This is a genomic window from Pseudomonas sp. NBRC 111123 (assembly GCF_001320205.1).
Taxonomy (GTDB): domain Bacteria; phylum Pseudomonadota; class Gammaproteobacteria; order Pseudomonadales; family Pseudomonadaceae; genus Aquipseudomonas; species Aquipseudomonas putida_J.
The window spans coordinates 11,352-28,335 of record NZ_BCAZ01000066.1; the positions used below are offsets into that span (position 1 = coordinate 11,352).

Annotated in this window: 4 protein-coding genes; all 4 read left to right on the top strand. The window is 67.1% G+C overall.

The window, feature by feature from the left end; translation table 11 throughout:
- Positions 1–84 precede the first annotated feature (84 nt).
- Positions 85–12,111 carry a BapA/Bap/LapF family large adhesin gene (locus APH27_RS23835; RefSeq protein WP_060486059.1) on the top strand — a complete coding sequence of 4,009 codons (12,027 nt, stop codon included), beginning with the start codon at positions 85–87 and terminating at the stop codon, positions 12,109–12,111.
- 63 nt (positions 12,112–12,174) lie between these two features.
- The gene (locus tag APH27_RS23840) at positions 12,175–13,608 is read left to right on the top strand and encodes a TolC family outer membrane protein (RefSeq protein ID WP_060486060.1); all 1,434 of its coding nucleotides are present in this window, start codon (positions 12,175–12,177) and stop codon (positions 13,606–13,608) included.
- Positions 13,605–15,773: a type I secretion system permease/ATPase gene (locus tag APH27_RS23845; RefSeq protein WP_060486061.1), complete on the top strand. Its 2,169-nt coding sequence runs from the start codon at positions 13,605–13,607 to the stop codon at positions 15,771–15,773. The genes APH27_RS23840 and APH27_RS23845 overlap by 4 nt, the downstream gene beginning before the upstream one ends.
- Entirely contained in the window at positions 15,770–16,954 is a 1,185-nt protein-coding gene (locus APH27_RS23850) for an HlyD family type I secretion periplasmic adaptor subunit (RefSeq protein WP_027920317.1), read from the top strand. The genes APH27_RS23845 and APH27_RS23850 overlap by 4 nt, the downstream gene beginning before the upstream one ends.
- Positions 16,955–16,984 lie beyond the last annotated feature (30 nt).

Consider the following 16,984-nt stretch of genomic DNA (forward strand, 5'->3'; position numbering starts at 1 on the left):
ACACGTTCCGTCAGACGGCCGAGTTGCGCCAGCCAAAGATCACGAAAGTCGATCCCGCGTAGCGAAAACCAGCAGGGAGCACACATGGACAACATCGTCGTCGCCGACAAGCAATCCGCCGTAGCCACCCAGAATGCCTGGGGCAACATCACCCTCAACAGCCCAGGCGTCGTGCAGATGCCCGTCGCCCCCGACCAGGTGGCGACCGTCACCCGGCGTGGCCAGGACCTGATCGTCACGCTCAAATCCGGAGAAAAGGTCACCGTCGGCAACTTCTTTGCCGTGGACCAGGCAGGTGTTGGCAGCGACATGGTTTTCGTCGGCGAAGACGGCACCCTGTGGCACGCCAACTATGACACGGCGGCGTTCACCGGCTTCACCTTCGACGAAGTGGCCTCGCTTGACGAGCTGGTGGCCGGAGTCGGTGTCGCCGGCGCCGAGACCTCGACCTTTGCAATCGCCGGCCTCAGCCTGTTGGGCGTCGGCGGCGTGGCAGCAGCGGCAAACAGCAGTGGCGGCGGCGGCGGTGGTGGTGGTGGCAGCGAACCTGGCGACACCACAGCGCCAGCCACGCCCATCGACCTGCTGGTCTCGCCTGACGGCTTGCGCCTGAGTGGGCGCGGTGAAGCGGGCGCCAGGGTGAATGTGTTCGATTCCGCAGGCAACCTGATCGGCACCGGCACGGTGAATGCCGACGGCAGCTTCGATGTCGCCCTCAACACCCCACAGGCCAATGGCGAAAACCTCGGCGTCTCGCTGACCGATGCGGCAGGCAACACCTCGCAACCTGGTGCAGTCACCGCACCGGACATCACTGCGCCGACAGCACCGACGGATCTGGCGATCAACGAGCAAGGCAACACCCTCACCGGCCGCGCCGAGCCGGGCTCGACCGTGCAGGTGCGCGGTGCCGGCGGCGCCGTTGTGGGCAGTGCCGTGGTCGGTGCCGACGGCCAGTTCAGCGTCACCTTGCAGCCGCCGCAGACCGACGGCCAGGCCTTGCAAGTAACAGCCACCGACGCGGCCGGCAACGCCTCCGGTGCCACTGCCATCACCGCTCCGGATGACGGTGTCGGCAACCCGCCCGATACCACGCCACCGGATGCCCCGACCGACCTGGCGATCGGCCAGGCCGGCCAGCAACTCACAGGCCGCGGCGAACCCGGCACCAACGTGCAAGTGCGCGATGCAGCCGGCAACCTGATCGGTAGCGGCGTAGTCGGTGCCGATGGCAACTTCGACGTCACCCTGACCCCGCCCCAGGCCAACGGTGAAGTACTGGATGTTCGCCTGGTCGACGCCGCTGGCAACATCTCCCCGCCCCTGCAGTTCGACGCCCCGGACATCACCCCACCGGCCGCACCGTCCAACCTTGCCGTCAGCTCCGACGGTAGCGTGGTCACAGGCCGTGCCGAGCCTGGCAGTACCGTGCGCGTGCTGGCGGCCGATGGCACCACGGTGCTCGGCAGCGTCGTGGTCGGCACGTCGGGTGAGTTCAGCATCAACCTCGCCCCACCTCAAGTTGACGGGGAGCAGCTGCAGGTCACAGCTACCGATGCTGCCGGAAACACCTCCAGCGTGGGCAGCGTCACCGCCCCGGATGTCGACACCGGCGGCGGTGACACAACCCCACCGCTGCCCGCCAGCGGCCTGGTCATCAGTGGCGATGGCCGTACCGTTTCGGGCCGTGGCGAGGTTGGCGCCACAGTCACTGTGCTCAACGATCAAGGCCAGGTGGTAGGCACCGGCACCGTCCAGCCGGACGGCAGTTTCACCCTGCAACTGACCTCGCCAGTGACCGATGGCTCGGCGCTGCAGGTCACCCTGACCGATGCAGCTGGCAACGTCTCGACGTCAAGCCCGCTGACAGCCCCTGACCTGCAGGCCCCGGGGCAACCCACCGAGCTCTCCCTGAGCAATGGCGTAACGCTCACCGGCAGGGGCGAGCCCGGCGCCCGGGTCGAAGTGCGCGACTCCGACGGGAACCTGATCGGCAGGGGCATCGTCGGCCCGGATGGCAACTTCAGCCTCACCCTCAACCCGGCGCAGGCCGATGGCGAACACCTGGCCATCAGCGTCACCGATGCCGCCGGCAATACCTCTGCGCCGCTTGAGTTCACCGTACCGGACACCACTGCGCCGGCGCTCATCAGCAACGTGATAGTGGGCGATGGCAGCCTGGTCATCAGTGGCCGCGGCGAACCGGGCGCCACGGTGGAAGTACAGGGTGCGAACGGTGCCGTCATCGGCACTGGCGTGGTATCAGCCAACGGCACCTTCCTGATCAACCTCGACGGCCCGGTCAGCGCCGGTGAGTCCATCGTACTGGTGCAAACCGACCCCGCCGGCAACCCTTCGCTACCACTCACCGTCATCATCCCCAACGCTGCCGTACCGGAAGGCCCTGCCGGGCTGGTGCTGGCCGGCGACGGCGCGTCCATCAGCGGCACCGCCCCGGTGGGCAGCCGGGTGGAAGTGCACGATGCCAACGGCACGGTGATCGGCAGCGTGCAGGTGGGCAACGATGGCACCTTCACCATCCCCCTCAACCCGGCACAGGCCAATGGCGAACTGCTCGACGTGGTGGCCATCGACGCCAATGGCAACAGTTCATTGCCAGCTCAGATCCTTGCCCCGGACATCACCCCGCCGAACCAAGCCAGCGACCTGCAACTGGGTGCCGACGGCCTGACCTTGACCGGTCGTGGCGAGGCCGGTGCCACGGTGCAGGTCACCAACGCGCAGGGTGACGTACTGGGCACTGGCGTGGTCGGTGCCAATGGCACCTTCACCGTTACCCTCAATTCGCCACAAACCGATGGCCAGCAACTTGACGTGGTACTGCGTGACGCTGCCGGCAATAGTTCTACCGCCACCCTCACTGCGCCCGACCTGGACGGCCCGCTGCAACCTGCCGGGCTGGCCGTCGACAGCACGGGCCTGCACCTGACCGGCCAGGGCCAGGCCGGGTCGATCATCACCGTGCGCGCGGCGGACGGCACCGTGCTGGGCACCACCACCGTCAGCGCCGACGGGCGTTTCGACGTCACCCTCAACCAGCCGCAGCGCAATGGTGAAAGCCTGTCGGTCGAGGCCGCCGACAGCCAAGGCAACAGCGCCGGGCCGGTCACGTTCACCGCACCAGACACCACCCCACCGCAAACCGTCGGCACACCGATCATCGACGGCACTGGCACCACGGTCAGCGGCACCGGCGAACCTGGCGCCACCGTGACCGTACGCGCCCCCGATGGCAGCGTCCTCGGCACTGCCGTTGTGGGCGGCAATGGCAACTTCGAAGTCACCCTCGCCACACCGCAGAACAACGGCCAGGCGCTTACCGTCGAGCAACGCGACCCAACCGGCAACGTGTCGGCTGCCGTCGATCTGCCAGCGCCCGACAGCACACCGCCGGCCATCACCAGCGGCCTGGCGCTGTCCAGCAACGGTACGCAACTCACCGGTAATGGCGAGCCCGGCGCGCAGGTGCAGGTCACCGGCGCCGGCGGTGTCGTCCTCGGCACCGCCACGGTGGAAGCCAATGGCAGCTTCCGCGTGACCATCGACCCACCGCAACTCAACGGCCAGACCCTGACCGTGATCCAGACCGACGGTGGTGGCAACCCTTCCCCGGCCAACACCGTGACCGCCAGCGACTTCGAAGCCCCCGCGCCAGCCCAAAACCTGGGCTTGAGCGCCAATGGCATCACACTCACGGGCGAGGGTGAGCCTGGCGCTACCGTGCAAGTGCTTGATACGGCCGGGCAACTGCTCGGCGACGGCGTCGTTGATCAGGACGGCACGTTCAGCATCACCCTGACGCCCGCGCAGACCAGCGGCGAAACCGTGTCGGTCCTGCTTATCGACGCCGCCGGCAACATCTCGCCTTCGGCGCCCTTCACCGCTGACGATACCAGCGGCCCGGCCGCCCCGGGCAACGTGCAGGTGAGCGCCAACGGCACGCTTGTGCAAGGTACCGGCGAAGCCGGCGCGACCGTGGAGGTGCGCAACGCTGCAGGCGATCTGCTGGGCAGCGTGGTGGTGCCGGCCAGCGGCAACTTCAGTGTGGCGTTGAACCCACCGCAACTGGACGGCCAGACCCTCGACATCACCCAGACCGACACGCACGGGGTCGCTTCCGGCGCCGCCCAGGCTACCGCACCGGACCTGACTGCGCCCGCGCAGCCTACGGACCTGGCAATCACCCCCGATGGCCTCGCGCTCACAGGCAACGCACCCGGCGCAGCTTCGGTCACCGTGATCAGCGCGACTGGCGTCGAAACCACTGTGGCGGTCAACCCCGACGGCAGTTTCAGCGTGCCACTGGCGCCCGCCCTGCTCAACGGCGAGACGGTGACCGTGGTGGTTACCGATGCTGCGGGCAACGGCACCGAGCCCACCAGCGTCAGCGCAATAGACAGCACTCCGCCCGCACCGGCCACGGGCATCGCCGTCAGCCCCGATGGCGGCACCATCAGCGGCACCGCCGAACCTGGCACCACGGTCATCGTGCGCGATGGCAGTAACGAGCTGGGTACTGCCACGGTCGGCCCGGACGGGACCTTCGTGGTCCAGGTCACCCCGCCGCTGGCTTCTGGCGACAGCGTGCAGCTGGTGGTCCATGACAGCGGCAACAACGAAACCGCCATCACCGTGAACGGGCCCAGTGGCAGCGAGCTCGCTGCCCCGAGCAACCTTGCCATCAGCGCCGACGGTTTCCTGCTGACAGGTCAAGGCACCGTTGGCTCACTGATCACTGTCACTTCCGGCGGCACCACGCTGGGCACTGGCACGGTCGGCAGCGACGGCTTCTTCCGCATCTTCTTCGCCAATGCCCAGCTCAACGCACAGACCCTGAGCGTCAGTGCTCGCGCTTCGGCCGGCGGCAACCCGTCGGTGCCTGCCACCATCGTGGCGCCGGACACCACCCCACCCGACGCGCCAACCCAGCCTGTCATCAACCGCAGCGGCAGCACGGTCTCCGGCCATGGCGAAGTGGGCGCGACCGTGACCGTGACCGATGCCAGTGGCACCGTGGTGGGCACAGGCATCGTGGGCAGCAATGGCCTGTTCAACGTTACCCTGGTACCCGCGCAGACCAACGCACAGAACCTCACCATCACCCAGGCCGACGCTGCCGGTAACGTCTCGCTGGCCGCCACGGTGCAGGCCCCCGACCTGCAAGCCCCGGATGCCGCCACCGGCCTGAGCCTGAACAGCGCCGCCACCGTGGTCAGCGGCCAAGGCGAAGTAGGCGCGCTGGTGACCGTACGTGATGCCAGTGGCGCAATCCTGGCCACCGGCACGGTCAACCAGAGCGGCCAGTTCCAGATCACTCTGCCCAGCGCGCAAACCACCGGCAGTGCGCTGCAGGTCACCCTCAGCGACGCTGCCGGCAACGTGTCCGGCCCGGCCAGCCTGGCAACCCCGGACCGCACACCACCAGCAGCAGTGAGCAACCTGCTGCTCAGTTCTGACGGCCGGCAACTGTCTGGCAGCGGTGAAGTCGGCGCCACGGTGCAGGTACGCAACGCCGCCGGCACGGTGCTAGGCACCGCCGTCGTAGGCGCCGATGGCCGCTTCACCGTCACCTTCGACACCCCGCAAACCACTGGCCAAGCCATTGGCGTCAGCCAGCTGGATGCCGCTGGCAATGTTTCGCCGGCCGTGAACGTCGCCACACCAGACCTCACCCCGCCTGACGCATTGACCAATGTCGTGCTCAACAACAATGGCGTGACCTTGACCGGCCTTGGCGAAGCCGGCGCCACCGTCACCGTGCGCGGCCCGGACGGCACCATCATCGGCACCGTCCTGGTGGCTGCCAATGGCAGCTTTACCCTCTCGCTCACCAGCGCGCAGATCAATGCACAGCACCTGAGCGTGACCCAGACAGACGCCAGCAACAACACGTCGACCGCCGTCGCTGTCATCGCACCGGATCACACCCCACCGGCAGCGCCCACCGCGCTGGCGTTGGCGGCTACTGGCCTGCAACTGAACGGCAGTGCCGAGGCCGGTAGTACAGTCACCGTGCGCGACGCAGCAGGCACTGTACTGGGCACCGCCGTGGCCAACGCCAATGGCACCTTCCAGGTCACCCTGAGCAGTGCCCAGACTAATGGCCAGACCTTGCAGGTGACGGCCACCGATGCGGCAGGCAACGTATCGCCAGCCGCGCCCTATACCGCTGCCGATACCACACCACCAGCGGCCGTCGCCAACCTGGCGGTGTCGCCCGATGGCACCACCCTGACGGGCACTGGCGAAGCGGGTGCCACCGTCACCGTACGCGCACCAGGCGGCTCTTCGCTGGGCACCGCCACGGTGGGCAGCGACGGGCGTTTCACCGTGACGCTTGCACCGGCTGCCACCACCGGCGAAAACCTCAGCGTGGTGCAGACCGACGCGGCACAAAATGCCTCGCCAGCCCAAACCGTCACCGCGCCGGGTGAGTTGGCGCCTGATGCACCCGATAATCTGGTGCTTTCCGCCAATGGCCTGGTCGTCACCGGTAGCGCCGCGCCGGGCAACACAGTCAACGTCTACGGCCCGGGTGGCGTGTTGCTGGGCTCCGCGCCGGTCGGCAACGACGGCAACTTCACCGTCAACCTCGGCAGCGCCCAGGCCAACGGTGAGCTGCTGCAAGTCACTGCGGTAGGGACCGATGGCAGCGCTTCGCTGCCATCCGACCTGCAGGCACCGGACACCACTGCGCCACAACCGCTGAGCAACCTGGCGTTGTCCAACGACGGCCTGGTGCTTACCGGCCGCGGCGAGCCAGGTGCCACCGTGACCGTGCTCGGCAGTGGTGGGGCCGAACTGGGCACCGCCGTGGTCGGCGCCGATGGCAACTTCAGCCTCAACCTCGCCGCCGCGCAGGTCAACGGTGAACGACTCAGCGCCGCGCAAACTGACGCTGCCGGCAACGAATCCAACAGCGTCACCCTCACCGCGCCAGACATCACTGCACCGGATGCGCCGGGCAACCTGGCGTTTGCCGCTGGCGGCAGCCTGCTCAACGGGACCGGCGAAGCCAATGCCACCGTAAAAGTCGTCGCTGCCGACGGCACCGTGCTAGGCACCGCCACGGTGATGAGCAACGGCAGTTTCCAGGTCACCCTCAACCCACCACAGGCCAACGGCCAGGCCTTGCAAGTGGTGCTGACCGATGCCGCCGGCAACCAGTCCAATGCCACCAGCATCGCCGCGCCTGACACCACGCCACCGGCTGCGCCCACCGAACTGGCCATTGCCAGCGACGGTGCGACCATTACCGGGCGTGGCGAGGCCGGTGCCACGGTGACCGTGACCAACCCGGCCGGCCAGCAGATCGGCACGGCCCTCGTCGACGCCAGCGGCCACTTCACCCTGACCCTCAACCCAGCCCTGGGTAACGCCGAGCAGCTCAGCCTCACCCAGACCGACGTTGCCGGCAACGTGTCGGCAACAGCCACGCTGCAAACCCCGGACTTCACACCGCCAGACATCCTCACCAATGTAGTCATCAACGCCGACGGCAGTGTGGTCAGTGGCCGCGGTGAGCCCGGTGCGACAGTCACCGTGAACAACGCTGCCGGTGTGCAGCTGGGCACCACCACGGTGCTCGCCGACGGCAGCTTCCGCGTCGAGCTCACCCCTGCGCAGATCAACCAGCAGGTGCTGTCGGTTCAACAGGCCGACCCACCCGGCAACATCAGCCAACCCGTCACGGTCAATGCTCCAGACCTGACGCCACCCGATGCGGCACTCGGCCTGCGGCTCAACGCCGCCGGCGACCAGCTCGGCGGTACCGGTGAAGCCGGCAGCACCGTGCGCGTGTTCGCCGGCACCACCGAAATCGGCACGGCCACGGTGGGAGCGAACGGTACCTTCGTGGTCAACCTGAGCCCGGCACAGCTCAACGGTCAGCTCCTGCACGTGACCCTGACCGATGCCAGTGGCAACGTCTCGCCGATCAGCTCGGTGACCGCCATCGACATCACACCGCCGGCCACCGTGGTCGCCAGCCTCAACGGCAGCGGTACGCAACTGATCGGTACCGGTGAGGCTGGCGCGCAGGTCACCGTGATGGACAGCCAGGGCAACCTGGTCGGCCAAGGCACCATCGACCCCGACGGTGCCTTCGTGCTCAACCTGAACGCCGCGCAGATCAACGGCCAGGTGCTGACCGTGATCGCCCAGGACGCCACCGGCAACCCGTCCGCGCCTCTGCAACTGACCGCGCCCGACCTGACCCCGCCGGTGCAGCCCGGCAACCTTACCCTGACCGGGAACGGCACGCTGCTCACCGGCAGTGGTGAAGTGGGCTCCACCATCACCGTACGCAACCCTGCCGGCACCGTGGTCGGCACCGTCACGGTACCGGCAGGCGGCGAGTTCACCGTCACCCTGAGCCCGGCGCAGAACAATGGCCAGCTGCTGACCGTGACGTCCACCGACAGCGCCGGAAACATCTCACTGCCGGCCGAGTACCAGACCGCCGACACCTCACCGCCCGCTGCTGTCACCAACCTCGCCATCAGCAACACCTACGACATCCTTACCGGGCGTGGTGAAGCTGGCGCGACCGTAACGGTCAGTTTCGGCGGCCAGGTCATCGGCACCGGCCAGGTCGACAGTGGCGGCAACTTCTCGATCAGCCTCTTACCTGCACCCGGTTCGGCGGCCACCCTGGCGGTGACCCAGACCGATGCCGCCAACAACACCTCGGCAGTGGCCAGCTATGTCACGCCGCTGGTGCCACCGCCAGAGCCACCGATCAACGTTACGCTGGCCGCCAATGGCCTGACCCTCACAGGCACCGCCGCCGCCGGCACCTCGATCCGCGTCTACGATGCCGCCGGCAACCTGATCGGCAGCGGCTCGGCCAACATCGGCAATGGTGGTTTCAGCATTACCCTGAGCGCCGCCCAGCTCAATGGGCAACACCTGTCGGTGACATCGGTGTCGCTGCTCGGGGGTGAATCGCAACCGGTGTTCGTCACCGCTGCCGATATCACTCCACCGGCAAACCCGGTGGTCACCGGGCTGTCGGCCAACGGCCTGGTGCTGACCGGTACCGGTGAAGCCGGGGCCACGGTGACCGTGCGCGATGCGGGCGGCAATGTGCTCGGCAGCGGCTTGGTCAACGGCGCTGGCGCATTCAGCATCAACCTCAACGGTGCCCAGCTCAACGGCCAGGTGCTGAGCCTGAGCCAGGCCGATGCCGCACTGAATGTGTCTGGAACCACCAACTACACGGCGCCGGACACCCAGGCCCCGCTGGCGCCGACCAACCTGGTCATCAACGGCGCTGGCACCGTGCTCACCGGTAGCGGCGAGCCGGGGGCGACCGTAACCGTGCAAGGCCCCGGCGGCGCCCTCGGCAGCGCCATCGTCCAGCCCAACGGCACCTTCAGTATCACCCTGACCAGCGCACAGAACGATGGCCAGGCACTGGTGGTGCGCCAGTCCGACGCGGCTGGCAACCAGTCTGGCAGCACCGGCATCACCGCACCGGACACCACCCCGCCGACCGCGCCAGTGGCCGCCATCAACGCCAACGGCACTTCGGTCAGCGGCTCGGGCCAGATCGGCAGCACGGTGACCGTACGCAACAGTGCCGGCACCGTCCTTGGCACTGCCACGGTAGGCAGCAACGGCCAGTACGTGGTCAGCCTGAGCACAGCGCAAATCAACTTCCAGGCGCTGACCGTCACCCTCACCGATGCCGCCGGCAACACCTCCACCGCCACGGCGCTGACCGCCCCAGACCTGACCCCGCCGGCCAACGCCAGCAACCTGGTGATCAGCAGCGACGGCACCACCCTCACCGGCACCGGCGAGGTCGGCGCCACGGTGACCGTGCGCAGTGCCGGCGGCACTGTGCTGCAAACCGCCGTGGTGCAGCCGAACGGCACCTTTACCGTCACCCTGAGCCCGGCCCAGGACAACGGCCAGGTGCTGTCGGTGACCCTGACCGACCCACGCAACAATGTCTCCGGCAACGTCAATATCACTGCGCCGGACATCGACGCCAATGCTCCGGTCATCGCCAGCAACAACCTGGCTACCGCCACCGTCAACCTGGCACCGGTCACCGCCACCACCACCTACACCGACAGCTTTACCACCCTGTTGTCGGGCTTCAGCAAGACCTACACCTGGACGGTGGCGGCCGGCACCACGGTCGACCCGACCCTGACACTGACCACCAACAGCGTGCTGGCGCTGCTCAACAACTCCACCTTCACCCTGCAGGTGAAGAACGCTGCCGGCGCCTGGGTGACGATCGCCACCGGCAACACCCAAGGGCTGCTCGACCTGATCGTGTTGCCGCTGGGCCTGCAGGTGGACATCGGCAAGCTGCAGGCCGGCGACTACCGACTGACCGTAGCCAGCGGCGGCATCGGCCTGGTGACCCAGGTCACCACCAGCCTGGACATCGAGGCCAGCAGCCTTACCCAGTTCACCGGCAGCGGCACCGCCACCTCGGGTAACGTCATCACCGACCCCGGCACCAATGGCGTGGTCGACGCCCTCGGCCCGGACAGCGGCGCCGTGTTGAAGGTGCTGATCAACGGTACCTACGTGACGGCGGCCAGCGGTGCAGGGACCACGGTGCAGGGCCAGTACGGCACCTTGGTTATCCATGCCGACGGCAGTTACACGTACACGCCAAGCGGCAGCCCGTCGAGCGTCGGCAAGGTCGATGTGTTCAGTTATGAGCTGGTGCACCCGAACGGGCTGACTGCCACCGCCAATCTCTACGTGCGCATCGACAGCCCGCAGGCCACGGAGATCTGGAACGACAGCAACCTGGGCGCACCGGCCACCGTGGTGGATGCGGTCAATGACATCGACAGCAGCCACATCACCCTGGCCAACCGGGTCGATAGCAGCAGCGCCACCCTTGGCTCGCTGAGTTTGCCGCTGATCGGCTCGCGCTCGGCCACCTACACCACCACGGTGGCCGCCGACACCACGGCCAACCTGCAAGTGGTGCTCAACTCCACCAACCTGCTGGGCCTGCTCAACGGCACCACCATCCAGCTGCTCAAGCTCAACCCGGCCACCGGCCAATACGTGCTGGTGGAGACGGTCAACGGCGGCTCGCTGATCAGCCTGCTTGGAGGCGGTGCGGGTTATACCTTCCAGAATCAGGGCGCCGGCACTTACCACATCGTGGTCAGCGCCGGCGGCATCGGCCTGGCCAGCTCGATCACCACCAGCCTCAACACCACCACCACGCACCTCACCGAGTTCGTGGTCAGCAGTGCCACGGTGGCCAGCGGCAACCTGATCACCGACCCTGCCGGTACCGACAACCTGGGCTCGGCACTGACCGTACTGAGTGTGCTGACGGCCGCCAACACCTTCACCATCCCTGGCTACAACGGGGTCAGCGTGGCCGGTACCTATGGCACGCTGCTGGTGCACGCGGACGGCAGCTATACCTACACCCTCAACAGCGGGCTGACCTCCGCGGTGATCGGCCAGCACGATACCTTCACCTACGAACTGACCCACCCCAACGGCACCACCGACACCGCCACGCTCACCGTCAACCTGGACAACGCCGCCAACATCACCAGCTTCTCCGCGCTGGTGGCCGACACCGCTGACGACAGCGTGGCGCTGGCCAGTGTCGCCGCTACCGCGTCCAGCGAAGTGCTCGCCGGCACCGATGGCAACGACCACCTGGTCGGCAGCCACGGTGGGCACATCACCCTGGAGGGCGGCGCTGGCAACGACATCCTCGAAGTGGTCGACCAGAACTTCGCCAGCGTCGATGGCGGCACCGGTACCGACACCCTGCTGTGGGGCGGCGGCGATGCCAGCATCGACCTGGGCACCCTGGCCGAACGTATCCACAACATTGAAGTGATCGACCTCAACCATACCAGTGCGGTGGCGCTGACCCTCAACCTGGCGGACGTGGTGGCAATCACCGAAACCGGCAACGACACGCTGATCATCAAGGGGGATGACAAAGACTCAGTGCACATGACAGACAACTGGACCCTGGTCGGAAACCAAACTGTCGAAGGTATCGACTATAACCAATACACGGCCCAGGAAGATCCAAGTCACCACCTCTGGGTGCAGAACAGCATCCATGTCGTCTGAGGCCGCTGCACTCCGCCGGGCACACCGCCCGGCGGCAAGGGAGAACAGCAGTAAGGGAATTACGTGAAGCGAAGCAGTCCGCTGTCACCGCTGTGGCTGGGAGCCTTCGGGCTCCTGGTGTTGAACCTCACCCCGGTTGCCCAGGCAGCCGATGACATAGATCCCAGGCTGCGTACCATCGGGCCGTCTTTGATGCGCGACGCGCCCGAAGCCATTCCCGCCCGCCCACCTTCCGGCCAGGCCGCCAGCAATGGCGACCGGCTGGGGCTGGCCGAGGCGGTGCTCACCGCCGCGCAGTGGCATCCAAGCATCGCAGAAGCAGTCGGCAACCTGTACAAACAGGGCGAAGGCATCAACGTCGCCCGTGCCGGCTACTACCCACAGATTTCCGGCGGTATCCGCACCGGCTATGACACCGGCTACGGCGGCGACCGCAGCAGCCAGGCGCTGAACCTGTCGCTGAAGCAGATGCTCTACGACTTCGGCAAGGTCGACAATGCCGTCAGCGCCGCCCAGGCCGCCGCTACCCGAGCCCAGGCCAATATCCTGCTGGTGGTCGACGACCTCGCCCGTGACACCGCCTACGCCTGGATCGAAACCCGCCGCTATGAACAACTGATGGTGATTGCCCGCGACCAGATCCGTGGCGTCGGTGACATTGCCAGCATGGCTCGCCAGCGCAGCGACATGGGCGCCAGCACCCGCTCCGATGTGGTCCAGGCCGAGTCACGGGTGGAGGGCGCCCGCGCCACCCTCGAGGAATACCAGTCGCAGTACGAACGCTGGCGTTCGACCCTGGCCGAATTGCTTGGCCGGGTGGCACCGCCGGCCCTGGCCGAAGAGTCGCCACCGGAGTTGAACCAGGCCTGCAAACGCTCCACAGGCGGTAGCGACCGGTTGCCGGCCGTGCTGATGGCCCTGGCCTTGCGCGCCCAGTCCCAGGCTGAACTGGCCCAGGCCAAGGCCGAAGCCTACCCCACGCTGTCGCTGCAACCGCAGGTCAATCACTACCTGGACAACGACTACAACCGCGACAACCGAAGCCTGGACCGCACCCAGGCCGGCATCTACCTGAACGTCGAAGTGCCCATCTACCAAGGCGGTGCCATCAGCGCCCGCAGCCGCGCCGCTGGCCATGCCCTGAGCGCCGCGGACTCCGCCGAAGACGCCGCACGCCTGCAGGCCCGCCGCGGCCTGGCCGAAGCCATGGCGCAAACATCCGGGCTAGGTCGGCGCCTGAACGCGCTGGAAGCGCGCCAGACCAGCATCCAGGAAGCACGTGAACTATACGGCCGGCAGTACCTGGACCTGGGCACCCGCCCCTTGCTCGACCTGCTCAACGCCGAGCAGGAGATCTACCAGTCACGCTTCGAACTCGCCGGCACCCGTTCTGACCTGCTGCGCCTGGATGTCGACTGCCTGTACAACTCCGGCGCCCTGCGTACCGCCTTCGGGCTGGAAGGGCGCAACCTGCAAGGGGTGGAAATCGAGCCATGAACGATACCGTCAAGCTGACCCAGGCCGGTCAGGAGCAGAACCCGGAGCAGGCGGTGGTGCACCGGCCCGACCTGGGGCCCTGGCTGGAAGCGATGTTGCAGGTCGCCCATCACTATCGCCTTGATGTCTCGCCCCAACGCATTCGCCTGGCAGCGGTCGAGGATGCACGCCCGCTGGATGAAATCCTCCGGCACATGGCGCGCCAGGCCGGCCTGACCTTGCGCTTCGTGCGCTATGACGCCAAGGCCCTGCGCCAGTGGCGCACGCCACTGGTGCTGGAACTGGACGACGGCCAACTGGCCACGGTCGAAGCGGTGACCGAGGAGAACGAACTGGCCGTGGTCTTCGCCGGCGACCAGCGCCTGACCTCGCGCCTGCCCCGCGATGCGCTCGAAGGGCGCATCAACCGCGTCGCACTGATGCGCCCGGCACGGCCGCTGCGCGATGTGCGCACCGACGACTACACCGCGCCCTACGATCGCCACTGGTTCACCCGCATCGTGCTGCGCGACCTGCGCCCGTACGGTCAAGTGATGGTCGCCTCGCTGGTGGCCAACGTGCTGGCCCTGGCCGGGGTGCTGTTTTCGATGCAGGTATATGACCGGGTGATCCCCGCCGAGTCATTGCCAACCCTGTACGTGCTGTTCGGTGGCGTGGTGCTGGCGCTGGTTTTCGACTTCAGCATGCGCCTGCTGAGGTTGAAGGTCACCGACCTGCTGGGCAAGCGTGCCGACCTGCGGGTGTCTGACCTGGTCTACGGCCATGCGCTGCGCCTGCGCAACTCGGCACGGCCGAAATCCACCGGCTCGTTCATCTCCCAGTTGCGCGAGCTTGAATCGATCCGCGACCTGATCACTTCGAGCACCGCAACGGCATTGGCCGACTTGCCGTTCTTCCTGTTGTTCCTGCTGGTGTTCTGGCTGATCGGTGGGGTACTGGTGTTCATTCCGCTGGTGGCGCTGCTGGCCATGGTCATCCCGGGGCTGCTCGCGCAACGGCGCCTGGCGGTGCTGGCCAATGCCTCGATGCGCGAGTCATCGCTGCGCAACGCCATGCTGGTGGAAAGCATCCAGGGCCTGGACGAGATCAAGGCGCTGCAGGCCGAGGCGCGCTTCGAGCGCCAGTGGAACCAGTACAACGCCGCCTGCGCGCACACCAACCTGCGCTTGCGTACCCTGACCAACGGCCTGGTGACCTGGACCCAGAACGTGCAGGGCGCGGTATTTGCCGTGGTCATCGTGATCGGTGCGCCGATGGTGATTGCCGGTGACCTCACCACCGGTAGCCTGGTGGCGGCCTCGATGCTGTCGTCGCGGATGATGGCGCCGCTGGCGCAGCTGACCCATGTGCTGACCCGCTGGCAGCAAGCCAAGGTGGCCCTGCAGGGACTGGACAAGCTGATGCAGTCACCGGTCGATCACCCTGAAGGCGAAGCCCGCGTGCATTTGCCGGCGATCCGTGGCGAATATGCGCTGCGCCAGGCCAACTTCCGCTACAGCCCCGAAGCCCCACCGGTGCTGAATATCGCCCAGCTCGACATCCAGCCCGGCGAACGCATCGCCGTGCTCGGGCGCAACGGCGCCGGCAAATCGACCCTGCTGCAGGCGTTGGGCGGTGCCATGGACCTGAGCCAGGGCGAAGTCAGCCTCGATGGCATCGCCATGAACCACCTCGACCCGGCCGACCTGCGCCGTGACGTCGGCCTGCTGGCCCAGTATGCCCGGCTGTTCCACGGCACCCTGCGGGAAAACCTCACCCTCGGTGCCGGCCAGGCCAGCGACCAGGAACTGGTGGCTGCACTGGCCGCCACCGGTGCGCTGGACTTCGTCCGCCACTTGCCCAAGGGCCTCGACCACCTGATCCTCGAAGGCGGCCAGGGCCTGTCCGGCGGGCAACGCCAGGCCCTGGTGCTCTCGCGCCTGCTGGTGCGCCAACCGCAGGTGCTGCTGCTCGACGAACCCACCGCCTCGCTCGACGACGTCACCGAGCGCAAGCTGCTGGATAACCTCGAACGCTTCTGCCAGGGCCGCACCCTGGTGATCGCCACCCATCGCCTCAGCGTGCTGCAGCGCGTGGACCGCATCATCGTGCTGGACGGCGGGCGCATCGTCATCGACGACAAACGCGACGCCGCCCTGGCCAAGCTGCAAGGAGCGCATGCATGAGCAACCACGAACTCCCCGCGTCCTACCTGGATGGCCAGGACGACCAGGCTGTGCTGCGCGCCGGCCGCGTCATCATGACTTGCGCAATCATGCTTGCTGCGTTTCTGGCCTGGGCCGCCTGGTTCGAGGTGACTGAGGTGTCCACCGGCACCGGCAAAGTGATCCCCAGTTCACGCGAGCAGGTGATCCAGTCGTTCGAAGGCGGCATCGTCGCCGAGATGAACGTGGCCGAAGGCGACCTGGTCGAACGCGGCCAGGTCCTTGCCCAGCTCGACCCGACCAAGACCGCCTCCAGCGTTGGCGAAAGCGAAGCCAAGTACCGTGCGGCCAAGGCCAGCGTGGCGCGCCTGCGTGCCGAGGTCACTGGCAAGCCGCTGAGCTTCCCGGAGAGCCTGCGTGACTCGCCCGAGCTGATCGATGCCGAGACAGCGCTGTACGAAACCCGCCGCCGCGGCCTGGAGCAGACCTTGGCCGGTATCGAGGACTCGCTGCGGCTGGTGCGCGCAGAGCTGAAGATCACCGAGAACCTGGCCAAGATGGGTGCCTCCAGCCGGGTCGAAGTGATCCGCCTGAACCGCCAGCGCTCGGAGCTGGAACTCAAAGCCAACGAGGCACGCTCCGAGTACCTGGTGCGGGCGCGCGAAGAGCTGGCCAAGGCCAGTGCCGAAGCCGACAGCCTGTCGGAAGTGATCCGCGGGCGCAGTGACTCGCTGACACGCCTGACCTTGCGCTCGCCGGTGCGCGGCATCGTCAAGGACATCGAGGTCAACACCCTGGGCGGCGTGGTGCAACCCGGCGGGCAAGTGATGAAGATCGTGCCGATGGACGAGCGCCTGCTGATAGAGACACGCATCGCCCCGCGGGACATCGCCTTCATCCACCCCGACCAGGCAGCCAAGGTCAAGATCAGTGCCTATGACTACTCGGTGTATGGCGGGCTGGACGGCAAGGTGGTCGGGATATCGCCAGATACCCTGCAGGATGAGGTGAAACCGGAGATCTACTACTACCGGGTGTTCATCCGCACCGAGCAGGACAGCCTGACCAACAAGGCTGGCAAGCACTTCGCGATCGTGCCCGGGATGATTGCCACCGTGGACATCCGCACCGGTGAGAAGACCATCCTCGATTACCTGATCAAGCCCCTGAACCGGGCCCGGGAAGCCCTGCGCGAACGGTAATACAGGCCTGTAGGAGCGGCCTTGTGTCGC

Bases quoted from the DNA above. Each gene is read 5' to 3' on its own strand.
- APH27_RS23835 (WP_060486059.1), top strand. From the start codon at position 85: ATGGACAACATCGTCGTCGCCGACAAGCAATCCGCCGTAGCCACCCAG.
- APH27_RS23845 (WP_060486061.1), top strand. From the start codon at position 13,605: ATGAACGATACCGTCAAGCTGACCCAGGCCGGTCAGGAGCAGAACCCG.
- APH27_RS23850 (WP_027920317.1), top strand. From the start codon at position 15,770: ATGAGCAACCACGAACTCCCCGCGTCCTACCTGGATGGCCAGGACGAC.